Source organism: Psychrobacter luti (assembly GCF_014192115.1).
Lineage (GTDB): Bacteria > Pseudomonadota > Gammaproteobacteria > Pseudomonadales > Moraxellaceae > Psychrobacter > Psychrobacter luti.
This window is the reverse complement of sequence record NZ_JACHXL010000002.1, coordinates 111,462-124,664: the sequence shown is the minus strand read 5'-3', so window position 1 is coordinate 124,664 and position 13,203 is coordinate 111,462. Positions and strand designations below refer to the sequence as shown.

The 13,203-nt window shown below is 42.8% G+C and carries 11 protein-coding genes; 9 read left to right on the top strand and 2 right to left on the bottom strand.

Translation table 11 applies throughout. The features are described 5' to 3' along the window. Positions 1-411: 411 nt before the first annotated feature. A complete protein-coding gene (locus tag FHS24_RS04905) occupies positions 412-774 on the top strand; it encodes a septal ring lytic transglycosylase RlpA family protein (protein WP_183619358.1) in 363 nt (120 codons plus the stop codon). 128 nt (positions 775-902) lie between these two features. Here FHS24_RS04905 and FHS24_RS04900 read toward each other — a convergent pair whose 3' ends face one another. Next, on the bottom strand, positions 903-2,930 hold the full coding sequence (locus tag FHS24_RS04900) for an ATP-binding cassette domain-containing protein (protein WP_183619357.1): 2,028 nt from the start codon (positions 2,928-2,930) through the stop codon (positions 903-905). A gap of 523 nt (positions 2,931-3,453) precedes the next feature. On the opposite strand from FHS24_RS04900, the gene erpA reads away from it, so the two are divergent. The 8 genes from erpA (at position 3,454) to FHS24_RS04860 (ending at position 12,130) form a co-directional block, all read left to right on the top strand. Further along, complete coding sequence (erpA, locus tag FHS24_RS04895) at positions 3,454-3,834, top strand: iron-sulfur cluster insertion protein ErpA (RefSeq protein ID WP_183619353.1); 381 nt, start codon at positions 3,454-3,456, stop codon at positions 3,832-3,834. Positions 3,835-4,218: 384 nt separating this feature from the next. Beyond that, positions 4,219-5,802: a glutamate--cysteine ligase gene (gene gshA / locus FHS24_RS04890; protein WP_406947767.1), complete on the top strand. Its 1,584-nt coding sequence runs from the start codon at positions 4,219-4,221 to the stop codon at positions 5,800-5,802. Between the two features lie 56 nt (positions 5,803-5,858). Beyond that, positions 5,859-6,371 carry a disulfide bond formation protein B gene (locus tag FHS24_RS04885; protein WP_183619349.1) on the top strand — a complete coding sequence of 171 codons (513 nt, stop codon included), beginning with the start codon at positions 5,859-5,861 and terminating at the stop codon, positions 6,369-6,371. A 471-nt stretch (positions 6,372-6,842) separates the two neighbouring features. Continuing rightward, a complete protein-coding gene (locus FHS24_RS04880; RefSeq protein ID WP_183619347.1) occupies positions 6,843-7,466 on the top strand; it encodes a copper resistance protein NlpE N-terminal domain-containing protein in 624 nt (207 codons plus the stop codon). A 284-nt stretch (positions 7,467-7,750) separates the two neighbouring features. After that, a complete protein-coding gene (gene mpl / locus FHS24_RS04875) occupies positions 7,751-9,238 on the top strand; it encodes a UDP-N-acetylmuramate:L-alanyl-gamma-D-glutamyl-meso-diaminopimelate ligase (protein WP_183619345.1) in 1,488 nt (495 codons plus the stop codon). A gap of 424 nt (positions 9,239-9,662) precedes the next feature. Beyond that, positions 9,663-9,917, top strand: coding sequence for a GlsB/YeaQ/YmgE family stress response membrane protein (locus FHS24_RS04870; protein WP_183619343.1), 255 nt, complete (start codon positions 9,663-9,665; stop codon positions 9,915-9,917). A gap of 292 nt (positions 9,918-10,209) precedes the next feature. Then, a complete protein-coding gene (gene def / locus FHS24_RS04865; protein WP_183619341.1) occupies positions 10,210-10,764 on the top strand; it encodes a peptide deformylase in 555 nt (184 codons plus the stop codon). A 190-nt stretch (positions 10,765-10,954) separates the two neighbouring features. Further along, positions 10,955-12,130: a type III PLP-dependent enzyme gene (locus tag FHS24_RS04860; RefSeq protein WP_183620048.1), complete on the top strand. Its 1,176-nt coding sequence runs from the start codon at positions 10,955-10,957 to the stop codon at positions 12,128-12,130. Between the two features lie 107 nt (positions 12,131-12,237). Here the strand turns inward: FHS24_RS04860 and FHS24_RS04855 are convergent, their stop codons facing one another. Continuing rightward, a complete protein-coding gene (locus FHS24_RS04855; RefSeq protein ID WP_183619340.1) occupies positions 12,238-13,182 on the bottom strand; it encodes a hypothetical protein in 945 nt (314 codons plus the stop codon). Positions 13,183-13,203 lie beyond the last annotated feature (21 nt).

Below are 13,203 nucleotides of genomic sequence, written 5' to 3'. Positions count from 1 at the left end.
AATTAAATATAAGGCATTAGCCCTTATATACCGCATCTTCCCGATAATCTTAACCAAATAAGCATACTTGATTTTTAAATTTACTGAAGCTCTATGATTAAATTTTTTGATGTGAAAATCACTTTATTAGCACTATCCGTTTTTATCTATTCACGTACCTTAATAAAGAGGTTTCACAGAATTGGTCATATATACCATGGTCTACAGGAATAGTAGCAAGACTCACTAATGATTATAAAAACGTTTTCTACTTCTCTATTATGAGATATTTGAACTGGGGCGTTTTTTACAGAACCGTAAGAACGAAGTAAGCTCTCTATTGTAAAATACCCATATTATTCAAGCTGATAGGGGCATGGGTAACATAGGCAAGAGTATCTGTCTATCTCATCAATAGAAAAAAGGTATTAAATGTCTTATTTAATCAAGTCTTTAGTCATCACTTTATCGCTGCTGCTCAGTACCACTGTTTTTGCCGGCAACACCAGTTACTATGGTAGTAAGTTTCACGGCAAACGTACCGCAAGTGGCAGTATCTTCAATATGAATTCCCTCACCGCCGCGCATAAGACGCTGCCGTTTGGTACGAAGGTACAAGTGACCAACAAAAAGACAAAGCAGAGCGTGATCGTAAAAATTACTGATAGAGGACCTTTTATTAGAGGTCGTATCTTGGATTTATCGAAAGCCGCTGCAGGTCAAATAAACTGTGAACTTTGTACCACCACCATGAAGATACTATCTTATGGTGATGGTAAATACCGTATGGAATAATGTAATAAAAAAGGGAGAGCTCACGCTCTCCCTTTTTTATGTTCAATGGCTCTAAGACAATAGTTTTATAACTTAAGAAACATTCAGACTGCTATTGAAACTGTCAGGATTTGCCAACTGACCGCCGTTTATTTAACCGCCGCTTCCATTTCTTCTAGCGTCGTCATCGCTAGCAACAACTTCTCTTCATTATCGCTATGCTGCTGTTGTAGCGCGGCTTGTTCATTAAGTAACACTAACAAATCAGCTTTACGGCTTTCTTCATATAGCTCAGTATCGGCAAGCTTGGTCTCTAAACTCGCCAATTTATCCGCAATCTTAGCCAAGGATTTTTCTATCTCTTCAATCTCACGGCGAATAGGCGCGGTAAGTTTGCGTTGTTCGGCGGCCAATTTACGTTGCTCTTCTTTACTAAGCGTAGGCTGAGCAGCTTTTGCTGCGGCAGTAGCAGCTTTATTGTTCGCCTGACTCTTTACTTGAGTATCGTTTGTTTCACGTGAAACAAACTTCTTATTGTCCTTTTTGCTCTTTTTTTTACCATTACTTTTGTCGGACGTATTTTCTTGCTTACGCTTTTCAGCTAGCCATTTACCGTAATCGCTGATATCACCGTCAAACTCATCTATTTGACCATCATGGACCAAAAACAGCTCGTCACAGACGTTGGCAATCAACTCGCGGTCATGCGAGACTAGTACTACTGCCCCTTCAAACCCTTGCAAAGCAATCGTCAATGCTTGACGCATTTGTAGGTCTAAATGGTTGGTTGGCTCATCGAGTACCAGCACGTTCGGACGTTGCCAAACAATCAATGCCAAGGTTAAACGCGCGCGCTCACCACCGGAGAATAGCTCGCTTATGGTATCGATACGGTCGCCACGGAAATCAAAACTACCCAAAAACGACCGTAGCATTGCATCAGACGTTTTACCTGCTAAACGACGCAGCATTTCTATCGGAGTGGCTTTGGGGTCAAGAATATCCATTTGATGCTGGTTAAAGTAGCCAAGCTTTAGCGTATCTGAAACGTTATAGCTGCCTTTTAATACGCCAAGCTCACCGACTAAGGCTTTAATCAAGGTTGATTTACCCGCGCCATTCATCCCAAGTAGTCCAATACGCGTATCAGGAGTCACTTGCACATTGGCATTATAAAGGAGCGGCGTGTCACTATAGCCAATATCTGCATCGGTCAGCTCAATTAACGGAGAGCTCATATTCGCTGGGTCATAAAAGCGGAAAGAGAACGGGTTGTCCGCCATCATTGGTGACAACTCTGCCATGCGCTCAAGCTGCTTGATACGGCTCTGCGCTTGTTTTGCCTTACTAGCCTTTGCACGGAAACGACGAATAAAGTCATCCAAATGTGCTTTGGTCGCTTCTTGCTTCTCAAACGCTTGCTGCTGCTGCGCCATACGCTCATGACGGGTACGAATAAACTGTTGATAGTTACCGGTATAAAGGGTGATTTTTTGTTGCTCAACGTGCAAGATATGACCAACGGTGTTATCTAAGAACGTTTGATCATGCGAGATGACTATGACCAGACCAGTAAAGGCATTAATCCACGTCTCAAGCCAAAGAATGGCATCCAAATCCAAATGGTTGGTTGGTTCATCAAGTAGCATTAAGTCTGCACGGCTCATCAAGGTCTTAGCAAGGTTTAAACGCATGCGCCAGCCACCCGAAAACCCTTCTACTGGCAATTCATGCTGGCTAGTATTAAAACCAAGACCCGCCATGATTTGTGCGGCTTTGGTCGGGGTACGATAACCATCAATCTCATCAAACTGCTGATGTAATACGCCAATCTGATCATCACTGACACTGCTCAAATCATTTAAAGCTGCATTAATCTCATACCACTGCTCATCGCCACTTAAGACATAATCAATCGCCGTCTGTGTGGTCGCGCCAACTTCTTGCGCCATGTGCGCCACATGCCAGCTATCAGGGATACTGATTTCGCCTTTATCAAGCGTCACTTCGGTATCACCGGTGCCCATGCGGGTCAATAATAAGGCAAACAAGGTTGATTTGCCTGTACCGTTATTGCCCGTTAAGCCAACTTTATGGCCCGGATGTAGCTGGAAGCTTGCCCCTGCAAACAACTCACGACCATCACGGCGAACACCAACGTCTTTAAATTCGATCATATAATTTCTTCATCTCAACAATAATGTAAAACTTAAGGCAATAAAAAACACACGTCTGGCATGTTTACTGGCGGCTATTATTTCAAACGCTTGCCGCATAGGCAAACAATTAAATAAGTATTTTAAATTCAAACCTTTATACTGCTAAAAACCGCTTGCTATCATAATGACGGGTAGACTATTTAAAAGCCTTGCAGTTTAAATCACTTTTTTAGTCATAAACGCTGTTGTTACCCTTGACAAATCAATCATTAGCCCAATTATGCTATACTAGTAAAACACTATTGACATCATGCAGTTAAGTCGTGACAGCCATAATAGTATGGCCATCCGCTTAAGTGGCATGCCACCATGACAGCTTGATATGAGCGTCTAAAGCCATGACTCAAACTATGCATAACCCAAAATGTTACCGTAGCCTATGCTTATCAGCCGCTACGGATCAGTCGCCCTATCCAGTATAAATAGACGACCTCGCATCAATAAAAAATAATATCATTTGATTTTAGCAACTGAGGTAGATATGAACGAATCAATCAACCAATTTAACCCAAGCTCCAGCCAGCCCGTCGACCCAACTGCCTTGAGCTTAACTGACAGTGCTGCACAAAAAGTACGTCGTCTGCGTGAAGAAGAAGGTGACAGTGAGCTTATGCTACGCGTCTATGTGACCGGCGGCGGCTGTTCTGGCTTCTCTTACGGATTTAGATTTGACAGCGACTTGGGCGAAGACGATGCCAACTTCGATAATGGTGATGTGACCTTAGTCGTCGATTCGTTGAGCTATCAGTATTTGCAAGGCTCTACGGTTGACTATACCGAAGGCTTAGAAGGTGCGCGCTTTGTGGTAGCAAACCCGAATGCCACTACTTCTTGTGGTTGTGGTTCATCATTTTCTATCTAAACTGCTATTTTTTAAATCATTTGTTGTTTCCTCATTTTATTAAGGCACCTATCTTATCGTTAGGTGCTTTTTAGCCTACCGCTTTATTATTAATAGATAATATTAAAAGGTTTGATATTGATAAAGCGGTCATGACGCACCATACAAGCTATCAGAAAATAAAGCCCGAGAAGTAAAAGTAGCCCTATTTACTTTAGGTTTTTACGGCTATTTTATCGCCAGTTTTTGCATCAAAAGTGCCCGAATTGAACGCAGTAAAAGCTTACTGTATTTGTAATTGCACGTGGTTTTTAGGGTGGCTTTGGGCTAAACTGACCTGATTCTCTAACCCCTTTTTGCGGTCGGACCGCCTGTGTTTCGACCGAACATAACTAATAACAACAGATGACTATTATGAGTAATTTTGCGAGCAGCTTTGTCGATTTTGAAATTCCAAACTGGTTTGACAGTCAGCACCTAGCGGGTATGCTCCGCGGTATCGAAAAAGAAGGTCTGCGTGTTAAACCTGATGGTTATTTGGCGCAAACGCCGCATCCGACTAAGCTTGGCTCCAAACTTACCCATCCGTTTATCACCACAGATTATTCAGAAAGCCTGCTTGAGCTTATCACTGACCCCAAGACCTCACCAAAAGAAACCTTAAACATGCTGCGCCAACTGCATTTGTTGGTTTATCAAGGTATGCCTGAAGGTGAGCTGATGTGGCCATTATCGATGCCGTGTATGCTGTCATCCAATGATGAAGATATCCCACTAGCCGATTATGGTAGCTCTAATACCGGTAAGCTTAAGACGCTATATCGTAGTGGACTTGGTATTCGTTATGGTCGCCGTATGCAGACGATTGCAGGTTTACATTATAACCTATCGTTTGGCGATGATTTATTTGCCGCGTGGCAAGCGCAAACGCCAGCCGCACAAGACCTGACTCTCACAGAATTTAGAAATGATAAGTATTTGGGACTGATTCGTAACTTTAAACGTCTGACCAGTTTGGTGCTGTATTTATTGGGCGCAAGTCCCAGTGTTTGCCCTTGCTTTGTTTCAGGGGTTGAGCACGACCTTGAGCTGCTCAATGATTCGACCTATTATAAGCCGACTGCGACCAGCCTGCGCATGGGCAAGCTTGGTTATACCAACAGCGTGCAAGAACATCTCGATATTCGTTATAACAATTTACCCGAGTATATCAAAGGGCTGCGCCGCGCGATTCAAACCCCGCACGAAAGCTTCGAGAAACTTGGCTTAAATGATGCCGATGGCAATCCGATTCAAATCAATGATCATATTCTACAAATAGAAAATGAATACTATAGCCCTATCCGTCCAAAACAAATCGCTGAAAGCGGCGAGAGCCCAACTGAAGCGCTTGAGCGTCGCGGGATTGCTTACGTTGAGTTTCGCGCTATTGATCTCGACCCGTATAGCGATATTGGTATTCGCTTATCTAGTGCCTGCTTCCTAGAAGTAATGGCATTATATTGCTTACTGAGTGATTCGCCAGAGCTGCTGCCTGCAGAGGAAGAAGCATTGGCTGTGAATCTTGAGCGCGTGGTCAATGAAGGTCGCCGTGAGAACTTACAGATTATTAATAACGGCGCTGAGCAAACCCTTGAAAGCTGGATGCTTACCCATTTAAGTCGTATGCAACCATTGGCAGCACTGCTTGATGCGCATTATGGTGGTAACGACTATCGTGCGGCGGTTGCATTGATGCAAGGTAAAGCAGGACACTCTGAGTCAACAATCTCGGCGCAAGTTAACTCGGACAGTAAGCGTTTGGGCAGCTTATGGCAGCTTGGCTTTACCTTGGCGCAGCAGCATCGTGAGTCATTATTACAGCAAACTTTAAGTCCAAATACCCAAGCTAAATATGAAGTGCTTGCCGAAAAGTCTATCCTACAGCAAGCTGAGCTTGAAGCAGCCGAAACCGAAGATTTTATGGATTTCTTACAGCAATATCGCTAATTTCTTTGTGAATTTCAACCCTTCATCAATAAGCACTTTATAAGAGTATTCGCCCCATGCGACAGCTGACCACTTACCGTAATTTGCAAGTGTTTTTAGTGATAATGACCGTAATAGGCATGAGTTTTGCGCTATTTTTTTTGCAGCGTTATATGGGGTTTTCGCCTTGTCCGCTATGTATTTTTCAGCGTATTGGCCTGATGGTGATGGGCGGCTTTGCGCTAATCGCGGCGGTATTTAATCCCAAATCAATGGCAGTACGCTTGCTACTATGGCTGGGTAGCTTGGCAGGTATTGGCTGGGCAGCGACAGTAGCAGGGCGTCATGTCTGGCTACAGCACTTGCCTGCTGACCAAGTGCCGTCATGTGGCCCAGGTTTAGATTATTGGCTCGATACCCTACCTATGCAGCAGGTACTAAAAGAAGTGTTTGCCGGTTCTGGTGAATGTGCCTCTATCGACTGGACATTTATGGGGCTGAGCATCCCTGAGCAATCCTTGATACTATTTAGTATTCTAATATTAACTCATGTGCTGATATTGTGGCGCATTGTGCGTCCTGCGCGCTAGCGTGCTTTTATAAGCCATTTTACTTTAGCTATTTGCTTTAATGAATAACCAACTAAAACCGTCACACTTAATCATGCTGACGGTTTTTATGTTTACACTTTTTTTTATTTTATTCTGCACCTGATACAGATTTCTATTCGTCCTTGTTATGATAAAAGCGGGTTAAAGAGCCGCCTTAGTCACTTTTACGCTTTGATATCTCTACAAGATTTATCTACCCTATTGGAATAACGATAGGTTTTATAGCCCATTAATCGCATATAAACAGTGTTTTTAACGCTTATATGCGATGTTATTGATTAGCTCATTTACGGTTATCACATAATTTAACGAAGTCAGGGTCGCGCGTTTTACTTATTGCCGTTAAGCTTGTTGTTCTTATCTGCTTTGATTTCTCTCAAAGCTTTAGTTCATATATCATATTGATAACGTTTGGCCATACTATTTAAAAAACTGTTCTTTGGTAATACTATGATAAATTTTTGGTCTACTTCCTTCTCTGCTGTGACGGCTATCAGACGCTGTATGCGCCCGCTGTTGGCGTTACCCGTCTGTCTGCTGCTGATAAGCTGTGACAGTGCGTCCTCTTCTACCAATAATAAAACGACACAAGGTGCGCCGATTAACGGCTCGCAGCAAGCTGAGATGCCAGACGTTGAGTCTCAAAAGAGCAGTGCTAACAATGTGGTGAATGAGACAGGTACCGAAGAAGGTCAGCCAGTCATTGCAGCGCCCAATTTGACTGATAGTACTCGTCGCGTGCCGATGATTTCCGCATCAAATAACGAGAGTACGCTACAGGCAACCTTAATGGGTGATTATGGCGGCATCGTACCATGCGACTCTTGCGCTAATATTGACATTACCTTAAATTTATTTTCAGATGGCTCTGTGCTAAAAACCAGTATCTTTAATCACGCAGAGCCAGCGCGCGCGCCTTTGCTAGAATCTGGCGTCTATCGCCAAGACGACGATATGATTACGATTGTCTATGAGAGAAAAAATATTGAAACCTATCGTATCAAAGACAACCTTTTGATTAAGTTAGACGCAGATAAAAATCTTGATGATGACTATAGCTTGGCGCGCAAATAAACGCGCCAATGGATAAGCACATAACGCCTACTTGCTAGGCGTTTTTTATTGGTCATCTTCTGGTGTTTACTTTACAATGAGTACATCATTTATTGTTTGGTTGCCATCCTAATATTTGGCAGACCACTGGCATATATCAATACGAAATAGCATCATATAAAATACAACCATTACGCATGATACTTAGCTTGAGTGCCCTCTAAAACCAGCCGTGACGAATACGCTCACTTTTAGAAAAACTCGAAACCCTTTATCCCTCTCATTTAAGCTCGTACGGAACGTCTATGCATATTCATATTCTTGGTATTTGTGGTACTTTTATGGGCTCGTTGGCATTATTGGCGCGCGCGCTCGGGCATACGGTCACGGGCTCTGACACTAATGTCTATCCGCCGATGTCCACACAACTTGAAAATGCGGGCGTAACGATTGCAGAAGGCTATCTGGTGGAACATTTGCAGCCAGCGCCTGATTTGGTGGTGGTGGGCAACGCTATGAAACGTGGTATGGATGTCATCGAATATATGCTAGATAGCGGTCTGCGCTATACCTCAGGACCGCAGTTTTTATCCGAGCAGGTATTGCAATCGCGCCATGTCATCGCGGTGGCAGGTACGCATGGTAAGACCACAACAACGACCATGCTAGCATGGATATTACATTATGCGGGTATTGATGCAGGATTCTTGATTGGCGGCGTGCCATTGGTCGATACCACTGATAAGCACTTACAGCACGTCTTTGCCCATAGCAGCTACTTGGGTGCTGACAAGACCAATGACGAAGCAGAAAAGACGGGATACTTTGTTATCGAAGCCGATGAATACGATTCAGCGTTTTTTGATAAGCGCTCAAAGTTCGTCCATTATCGCCCGCGTACGGCGATTTTAAACAATCTTGAATTTGACCATGCCGATATTTTCGCTGACCTAAACGCTATCCAAACCCAGTTTCATCATATGGTGCGCATGATTCCAAGCACGGGCAAAATTATCATGCCTGCTGCGACTATCAGTTTAGAAGACACCTTAGCAAAAGGCGTTTGGACACCTATCTGGCGTACTGCGGTGCTGGATTCAGCGGCAGATAATATCAATACAGAAGAGCAGATGTTAAAAAATAGCAGCGACTGGCAAGCTGAGCTTATCAGCGCCGATGGTGGTCAATTTAGCGTCCGTTTTGCAGCTGATAAAGGAGCCGCGGGAATCGTTGATTGGTCAATGAGCGGCATTCATAACGTCAATAATGCCTTGGTTGCTATCGCCGCCGCTTATGACGTTGGTGTAGATGTCAAAACAGCGTGTGCTGCATTATCAGCCTTTGCTGGTATCAAACGCCGTATGGAGCTGATTGGCGATGTAAATGACATCCTAATATTTGATGATTTTGCCCATCATCCGACCGCCATTACCACCACGTTAGATGGTGCCAAAAAGAAACTGGCAGACAGACGTATTTGGGCGATTATTGAGCCGCGTAGCAACACTATGAAAATGGGCATCCATCAAGACAGCTTGGCTGAGTCCGCTGCCCTCGCCGACTATACGTTATGGTATGAACCTACGGGACTTGAGTGGGGCCTAAGAGAAGTCATCGAAAATGCCAATATAACCAATCCAAATATGGGTAGCCAGCATGTGATCTCTAGCGTCGAGGTGATTATCGAGCATATCAGCACTCATGCCAAAGCGGGTGATGCTATTGTGATTATGTCGAACGGTGGCTTTGAAGGTATCCATCAGCGTCTACTAACGGCTCTACGCAACCAATAAGAACTTGTCGAAAAAACAAACATATTAACAATGTTTAAAAGCGTGATTCGTTAAACGAGCTGCGCTTTTTTTATATCTAATTATTTCCAATCAAAATCCTACTTAACCTCTAACAATTCTACGATTTAAATCTTCCTAGCTTACCTACGTTGCTGTGCTCTCTTAGTCAAAGCCGCACACTTAAAACTTTGTACATTAGCACTACTAACTATTAAGTCTGTTAGCGACTTTACTACCTTTGTAACCTACCGTTTACCTATCTCATCTGCTTAATAGCAAATATGGCTTTTTCCTCACATAGCCCATACACAGATAACATTTTGTGCTTACTTTTTAGTTTCAGAAATGACTACAATAAATTCATTAAAAGAAAGCAATATAAATAAGTAACACATTATAAATGGCAACATATTAGGAGAGTAAAATGAGCTTTATTTGGATGATTATTGTAGGTCTGGTCGCAGGTTTGTTGGCACGTGCTATCAAGCCAGGTAGCGACCCTATGGGCTGGATTATGACCATCGTTTTAGGTATCGTTGGGGCGATGTTAGGTGGTTTTGTTGCAGGCTTAATCGGTATCAATGCTGATGGCGGCTTTACTGGTCTTATCTTCTCAGTAATCGGTGCGATTATCTTACTGTTTATTTATGAGATGATTATGAGCAAGCGCAATGTATAATTGAATATTATTTCAGTTTTGATGTCAGCTTATTTAGCAATTGATTAAATTGAGAACTCAATAAGCTACATTATAAAGAAATAATAAATAAAAGGTCTTGCTCTATGCAGGACCTTTTTTATGGCGCGAGTTTTATTTCTATTTTTTACATTCTGTCCTAACTATTAATCATAAGTTTTGCTTATGTTAGTAAATAAGGATATAAAGCGTCGTGTATTGATAAGCATTACTTTTGTCCCCATTTATCTTATAATATCAGACCTATTTTATCTTTATCATTGAGGTGAGCCCTATGGCGTTACTCCCTATCTTAAGTTATCCCGACCCGCGCTTGCGCACGATTGCCAAGCCTGTCAAGGAAGTTACGGCTGAAATCAAAACCTTAATCGCCGATATGATTGAGACGATGTATGATGCCCAAGGTATTGGTTTGGCAGCGAGCCAAGTCGATCGCCATATTCAGCTTATCGTGATGGATTTATCTGAAGATAAAGACAGCTCAAGGGTGTTTATTAATCCTAAAGTCACGCCATTGGTAGAAGAAAAGCAGCCGTACGAAGAGGGTTGTTTGTCGGTGCCTGAAGTCTATGATAAGGTTGAGCGCCCTAATAAAGTGCGTATCGAAGCCTTAGATGAGAATGGTAATAAGATTGATGAGGAAGTCGAAGGCTTACTTGCGGTTTGCATTCAACATGAAATGGACCATTTAAATGGGGTCATCTTCGTCGATTATTTATCGCGTCTTAAACAAACTCGTGCGCGTGATAAAGTCCGTAAAGTGCTAAAAATACGCGAAAAACAAGGTGAACAAACCGCGGATAAACAGCCGCAAACTACCAGCTCTTAATTCATCCATTTTTTAAGCCTTGTTTATTGTCATTTCGTTATTATTAAGAAATATCGTTAATAAATTATGATTGTAATTATGCATTGATAATGACAAAACATAAGATTATGACGTTGATATTGGCTTTTACTCTTTGACGTTTTTATTCTCTGACATCTAGTGTCTTCATTAAAGGTTTCCAACCATGACCATGATCAAAATTGACCAATATTTTGACCCTGCCGGCTGGCAGAAATTCACCAAAGCTGCCGAAGGTCGCGAAACCCCGTTTTTGGTCGTCGACCTTAGCCGTATCAAAACCAAATATGCGGAAATGGTCGGCTTTTTCCCGAAAGCGAAAATTCATTATGCAATGAAGGCAAGTCCTGCGGTACAAGTGATTAACTTGCTTGCTGAGCTTGGTTCAAACTTTGACTGTGCGTCAATCTACGAGCTTGATCGTGTGCTCGACTGCGGCGTTGAACCATCACGTATCTCTTATGGCAATACCATTAAAAAAGCGCAGCATGTCAAATATGCTTTTGAAAAAGGTATTGATTTATATGCAACTGACTCAGAAGCGGATTTAAAAAATATCGCTAAGCACGCGCCTGGTTCAAGAATATTTGTACGTATCTTAGTACAAGGCTCTGAAACCGCTGAATGGCCACTATCACGCAAATTTGGTTGCCATCCAAATATGGCAATTGACCTGTTGATACAAGCGCGCGATTTAGGCTTAGTACCTTATGGAATCTCGTTCCATGTCGGTAGCCAGCAAAAAGACGTAGCTGCTTGGGATGATGCGCTCGCCAAGGTCAAATATATGTTTGACTGGATGAAGAACGAAGAAGATATTAAACTGCAAATGATCAATTTGGGCGGCGGCTTTCCAGCGAACTATATCAGTGAAGTCAATCCGGTCAAAGTCTATGCTGAAGAGATTACCCGTTATCTGACCGATGACTATAATGAAGATGAAATGCCGGAGATTATTCTTGAGCCAGGTCGTTCATTGGTTGGCGGATCGGGTGTATTGGTCAGCGATGTGGTACTTATATCGCGTAAATCGGATACAGATTTAACGCGCTGGGTATATACCGATGTGGGCTTATTCCAAGGCTTAATCGAGACCTTGGGTGAAGCCATCAAATATCCTGTTTACACGCCTAAAATGGAAACCTCAACAAGCGAAGGCACGGTCGTATTGGCAGGGCCAACTTGTGATTCAACCGATATCATGTATGAGGAAGCGGGTTATCAGTTGCCAGAAGAGCTAGAAATTGGCGATAAAATCTTTTGGTTGACTACGGGTGCGTATACCAACTCGTATTCATCGGTTGAGTTCAATGGTTTCCCGCCGTTAGAAGTGATTTATATTGATTAATTTTTAAACAATCAATGTCAATAAAAAGCGCGATACTGTGTAAGCAGTGCCGCGCTTTTTTGTGTCTATTTCAATATATCCAGCGAGGTGGCGTTAGTAAGAACCAACTACTGCACTAAGAGCGAAATAGGCACGCTATTGCTGCTACGAATAACTCGATTACTACCATAACCTGAGCTTTGGGTTTGATTATTCTGCGAGATTTGTCCAATATTAACCCACTGCCCGCGTGGTACGACAATGGTGCTATTCAATCTTTGGCCTTGCACGCTACTGTTAGTATGATAGCCGTAGCGATTATAAGAAGGATTAGCGCGCACGAGCTGCTCTTCTACTTGGGTTAGTCGTACTTCGACCTGCCCGTTTGGCAATAACTTTGGCGTTACAGCAATGCCTTGCGTCGTTGGTAATAATACTTGCTGCTGAATAATGATTTGTCCAGTTGGGCGGTTATAAGCTGGATAGGTCGGATAGCTATTAGCAATATAGGTTTGATTCAGCGAATACAGCGTGCCTGTGCTGATACTTGCTGCACTGCCAGACAACGTTTGTACTTGATATAAATTATTGCCTTGCTGCTGACTGTTACGCTGGTTAATCATGCCTGCACCTTGAATACCGCGATTGCTAATAATGACCTGACCTTGCTGGATATTGCCTTGGGATTGACTATTATTACCCACACGCACAGCAACAGTTAGTGCCTGTGGCTGACCGTCAATTTGACTAAGTAATTGTTGTACGGTTTGATAGTTAGCAGCAGTGGTATGCAACACGAGCTTATCTTGATAAATCGACACCGTGCCGCCGTCGCGACTGGCATTTAATTGCTGACGAACGGCTGGTAATAAGGATTCACCGCCATAGGTATGAATGACATAGGTCTGATAAGCAGCTGCTTGTACCACTATTGGCATTACGGCCAAACTTAGGGTAAATGCTATCGGGCGCGCATAACTTATGGTTTTGGCAGTTTTTATATTTTTAAAAGTGTTAAGTATAGTCACCGTGCGACCAAAACTCGCTATTATATTTTCACTAAACTTATTCATAACTGACCTCTAGCAATAGTT

Coding starts and splice junctions, on each gene's coding strand:
- FHS24_RS04870 (WP_183619343.1), top strand. CDS start 9,663: ATGAGCTTTATTTGGATGATTATTGTAGGTCTGGTCGCAGGTTTGTTG.
- FHS24_RS04905 (WP_183619358.1), top strand. CDS start 412: ATGTCTTATTTAATCAAGTCTTTAGTCATCACTTTATCGCTGCTGCTC.
- gshA (WP_406947767.1), top strand. CDS start 4,219: ATGACTATTATGAGTAATTTTGCGAGCAGCTTTGTCGATTTTGAAATT.
- mpl (WP_183619345.1), top strand. CDS start 7,751: ATGCATATTCATATTCTTGGTATTTGTGGTACTTTTATGGGCTCGTTG.
- FHS24_RS04885 (WP_183619349.1), top strand. CDS start 5,859: ATGCGACAGCTGACCACTTACCGTAATTTGCAAGTGTTTTTAGTGATA.
- FHS24_RS04855 (WP_183619340.1), bottom strand. CDS start 13,182: ATGAATAAGTTTAGTGAAAATATAATAGCGAGTTTTGGTCGCACGGTG.
- def (WP_183619341.1), top strand. CDS start 10,210: ATGGCGTTACTCCCTATCTTAAGTTATCCCGACCCGCGCTTGCGCACG.
- FHS24_RS04900 (WP_183619357.1), bottom strand. CDS start 2,930: ATGATCGAATTTAAAGACGTTGGTGTTCGCCGTGATGGTCGTGAGTTG.
- FHS24_RS04860 (WP_183620048.1), top strand. CDS start 10,955: ATGATCAAAATTGACCAATATTTTGACCCTGCCGGCTGGCAGAAATTC.
- erpA (WP_183619353.1), top strand. CDS start 3,454: ATGAACGAATCAATCAACCAATTTAACCCAAGCTCCAGCCAGCCCGTC.
- FHS24_RS04880 (WP_183619347.1), top strand. CDS start 6,843: ATGATAAATTTTTGGTCTACTTCCTTCTCTGCTGTGACGGCTATCAGA.